5 protein-coding genes are annotated in these 3975 nt (G+C 62.1%); 4 read left to right on the plus strand and 1 reads right to left on the minus strand.

The window, feature by feature from the left end:
• The 3 genes from cysT to cysA form a co-directional block, all read left to right on the plus strand.
• Window positions 1-594 (plus strand): sulfate ABC transporter permease subunit CysT (gene cysT, locus Q0072_RS01415; RefSeq protein WP_298324683.1); only part of this gene is annotated, 594 nt, incomplete at its 5' end.
• A gap of 2 nt (window positions 595-596) precedes the next feature.
• The gene (cysW, locus tag Q0072_RS01420; protein ID WP_298324685.1) at window positions 597-1442 is read left to right on the plus strand and encodes a sulfate ABC transporter permease subunit CysW; all 846 of its coding nucleotides are present in this window, start codon (window positions 597-599) and stop codon (window positions 1440-1442) included.
• Window positions 1443-1453: 11 nt separating this feature from the next.
• Window positions 1454-2488 (plus strand): sulfate ABC transporter ATP-binding protein, encoded by a 1035-nt coding sequence (gene cysA, locus Q0072_RS01425; protein WP_298324688.1) that lies wholly within the window; start codon window positions 1454-1456, stop codon window positions 2486-2488.
• A 41-nt stretch (window positions 2489-2529) separates the two neighbouring features.
• Here cysA and Q0072_RS01430 read toward each other — a convergent pair whose 3' ends face one another.
• Window positions 2530-3249: an SDR family NAD(P)-dependent oxidoreductase gene (locus tag Q0072_RS01430; RefSeq protein WP_298324691.1), complete on the minus strand. Its 720-nt coding sequence runs from the start codon at window positions 3247-3249 to the stop codon at window positions 2530-2532.
• A 156-nt stretch (window positions 3250-3405) separates the two neighbouring features.
• Between Q0072_RS01430 and Q0072_RS01435 the strand changes: the two genes are divergently transcribed.
• A complete protein-coding gene (locus Q0072_RS01435) occupies window positions 3406-3972 on the plus strand; it encodes a TetR/AcrR family transcriptional regulator (RefSeq protein ID WP_298324694.1) in 567 nt (188 codons plus the stop codon).
• Window positions 3973-3975: the final 3 nt, after the last annotated feature.

Genomic DNA, 3975 nt, shown 5'->3' on the forward strand with positions numbered 1-3975 from the left:
ATCGTGGCATGGGTGCTGACGCGCTATGACTTTCCGGGCAAGGGACTGGTCGATGCGCTGGTCGATCTGCCGTTTGCCCTGCCCACCGCCGTGGCCGGGGTGTCGCTCTGTTCGATGTATGCCGCCAATGGCTGGGTCGGCAGCCTGTTCGCGCCCTTAGGGATCAAGATCGCCTATACGCCGGTGGGTATCTTCGTGGCGCTGGTCTTTGTCGGGCTGCCCTTCATCGTGCGCTCAGTTCAGCCCGTGCTGGCTGAGTTTGATGCCGAGGTCGAAGAGGCCGCCGCCACGCTGGGGGCCACGCCGTTGCAAACCACCCTGCGCGTTATCCTGCCGTCGCTGGCCCCCGCCCTTCTGACAGGCTTTTCGCTGGCCTTTGCGCGTGCCGTAGGTGAATACGGCTCGGTTATCTTTATCGCCGGCAACATGCCCTTTGTGTCGGAAATCACGCCGCTGCTGATCGTTATCAAGCTGGAAGAGTTCGACTATGCCGGAGCGGCGGCCATTGCGGTGGCCATGCTGAGCCTCGCCTTCCTCAGCCTGTTGCTGGTCAATGCCCTGCAACTGCTTCTATCGCGCCGGGGACGCGCCTGACTATGAGAGCCCGCGCCCCCGAAAGACCCAAGACCCCTGCCGCCTTTCTGCTGATGGCGCTGGCCGCCGTGTGGATGGCGCTGGTCATCGTCCTGCCGCTGGTCAATGTGCTGGCTGAAGCCTTCAAACAGGGCGTTCAACCCTACCTGTCGGCGATCGTGCAACCCGACGCCCTGAGCGCCATCCGCCTGACCCTGACGGTCGCCGCCATAGCTGTGCCGCTCAATGCCGTCTTCGGTATCGCGGCCGCTTGGTGCGTGACGCGCTTTGATTTTGCGGGCAAGGGCCTGCTGTTGTCGGTGCTCGACCTGCCCTTCACCATCTCGCCGGTCATTTCAGGCATGGTGTGGGTGTTGCTGTTCGGGGCGCACGGCTGGTTCGCCAGCGTGCTCGAAGCCAGCAATGTCAAGATCATCTACGCCCTGCCCGGTCTCGTGATTGCCACCGTGCTGGTTACCCTGCCCTTCGTGGCGCGCGAGCTGATCCCGCTGATGCAGGATCAGGGTACAGACGAAGAAATCGCCGCCGTGACTTTGGGGGCTTCGGGCTGGGACGTCTTCTTTCGTATCACCCTGCCCAATATCAAATGGGCCCTGACCTATGGCGTGCTTTTGTGTACGGCGCGGGCCATGGGTGAATTTGGCGCCGTGTCGGTCGTGTCCGGCCATATCCGCGGCCTGACCAACACCCTGCCCCTGCACATCGAAGTGCTCTACAACGAATATGACAGTGTGGGGGCCTTTGGGGCCGCGACGCTGCTGGCGGGTCTGGCGCTTGTGACGCTGGTCCTGAAAACCCTGCTGGAATGGCGCTTCGGTGAAGAACTGGCCGCCAACCGCCGCCACTGATTGAGCTTTATATGTCTTTAGTCGTCAAAAACATCACCAAACGCTTCAGCGACTTCGCCGCGCTCAACGACGTGTCGTTCGAAGCCCAGCCGGGCGAGTTTCTGGCCCTGCTCGGCCCGTCGGGTTCGGGCAAGACGACGCTTCTGCGCCTGCTGGCCGGGCTCGACCGTCCCGATACGGGCAGTATCGACTTCGATGGCCTTGATTACCTGACGCTTTCGGCGCGCGACCGTCGCGTCGGCATGGTGTTTCAGTCCTACGCCCTGTTCCGCCACATGACCGTGGCGCAGAATATCGCCTTTGGCCTCAATGTGCGCCCGTCCAAAGAGCGCCCGTCCAAGGCCGAGATTCAGGCCACGGTGCAGCGCCTTTTGAAACTGATCCAGCTCGAAGACCTCGGCAAGCGTTACCCCAGCCAGCTTTCGGGCGGGCAGCGGCAGCGCGTGGCATTGGCGCGGGCTCTGGCCATCAATCCGCGTATTCTGCTGCTTGACGAGCCGTTCGGCGCGCTGGATGCGCTGGTGCGCAAGGATCTGCGCCGCTGGCTGCGACGCATTCATGATGAGACGGGCGTCACCACCCTTTTCGTTACTCACGATCAGGAAGAGGCGCTCGACCTCGCTGACCGTGTGGTGGTGCTGAAAGACGGTCAGATCGAACAGATCGGCAAGCCGCTGGAGCTTTACCGCCATCCGCAGTCGGCCTTTGTCTTCGATTTTCTGGGGACATCCAATCAGGTGCCGGCCAGGCTGTCGAACGGCGTGGCCGATTTTGGCGGCTTCAGTGCCCCGGTCGTCAGCCCGAAGGCACTCAGCGGCGCGCAGACCGTGCGCTTTCGCCCCTTCGATACGCACCTGCACCGCGAGGGGCCGGGCTTTGAAGCCAAAGTGCTGTCGCTCCTGCCCGCCGGGGCCAATCTGCGTCTGGAACTGCAAAGCCCGACGGGACAGGTATTCGAAACCCAGCATGCCCACGACTCAGAGGCCTCAGACCTGCGCCTGAGCGACACGGTCTATCTGCGCCCGTCCAAGGTTTATGCGTTTTAATAAAGCAGCCCCTCCCCCGTGAGGGAGAGGGGATAGTCGTCTCACTCCGCTCCAGCCATTGCCGCCTCAAGAGCCGGTGCATTGGTACGCCAGGTATGGCCGATATGATCCGCCACCGGGTCAGTGAAGATATATTCCTCACCCGCTTCCAGACCCTTAACTATGCGTTTGGCCGCCGTTTCCGGCGTCGCCTTTTGCATCGGGATATCGCGCGCCAGATCGGTGTCGATCGGACCGGGGAAGATACCCAGCACCTTGACGCCCGTGCCTTTCAGGCCCGCCCGCGCCGACTGCGTGACCGACAACAACGCCGCCTTGGACGCCGAATAGCCGCCCAAAGACGCAGCGGCGACAAGGCCCACGACGCTGATGACATTGGCAATCGTGCCTGAGCCTTTGGCGACCAGCTTCGGCGCAAACGCGCGCATGACCCGCAGCGTCCCGTAGAGGTTGGTGTCAAAATCGGCGGCGACCACGTCCAACGGGCTGTTCAGCACATCCGAAAACACCGCCGTCCCGGCATTGTTGACCACAACATCGACATCCCCGGCCGCTTCGGCAACCGCGGCCACCTGAGCCTCGTTGGTAATATCAAGCGCCAGCGGCACGACGCGCGGGTCCGCAAAATCCGGCAGCGAGGCGGGGTTACGCGCCGCGGCATAGACCTTTTTGACATCGCGGGTGAGCAGTTCGCGCACCGTGGCGGCACCAATGCCGCGATTGGCACCGGTAACGAGAATGACTTGGTTGGAGAGGGACATGACAGGCTCCTAGGGTTCAGGCTTAAAAAGTAAACCAATCTGTTTACATAGCGCCGATGTAAACAGTTCTGTTTACTTTTGCAAGCCGGCAGGCTATAATTTTTACACACCGGCCACCCCGCAGGCTTCCCGCGCCTTGCTGTTAAAAGCCCTCCCATGAGCAAACCGCAAAAAAAACAGGATATTATCAATCACGCCTTTGAGCTGTTCTACGATCACGGCTTCGGCCTGGGCGTCGATACGCTGATGGCCGACACCGGCATCTCGAAGCGTACCCTGTACAAATATTTCCCGTCCAAGGAGGCGCTGATCGCCGAACTGGTCGAGCACTACCGCGAACAATCCCTGCCGCAACTGCGCACCGGGGTCGAAGCGCTGAGTCCTGATCCCAAGGGGCGCCTGATGGCCCTGTTCGACCTGCGCCAGAGCTTGTTTGCCGGTGGTTGTTTCCGCGGTTGTCTGGCCATCTCGGCGCGTCAGGAATTTGGCGGCCGTCAGCCGGAGATTGAGGCCGCCGCCACGGCCATGTTCGCCGATATGCACGCGCTTGTCCGTGAACTGAGCGCCCTTACCGGCCATGCAAACCCCGACGGTCTGACCGATCAGGCGATGGTGCTGTTCAATGGCGCGGTCGTCGCCGCTCAGGCCACGCGCAGCCCGGCCCCCTTCGACGCGGCCAAGTCGGTGCTGCGGGTCTTGTTAGGCACAGATACCGCGTCCTAAGCG

The sequence above is a fragment of the Asticcacaulis sp. genome, assembly GCF_027484505.1.
Lineage (GTDB): Bacteria > Pseudomonadota > Alphaproteobacteria > Caulobacterales > Caulobacteraceae > Asticcacaulis.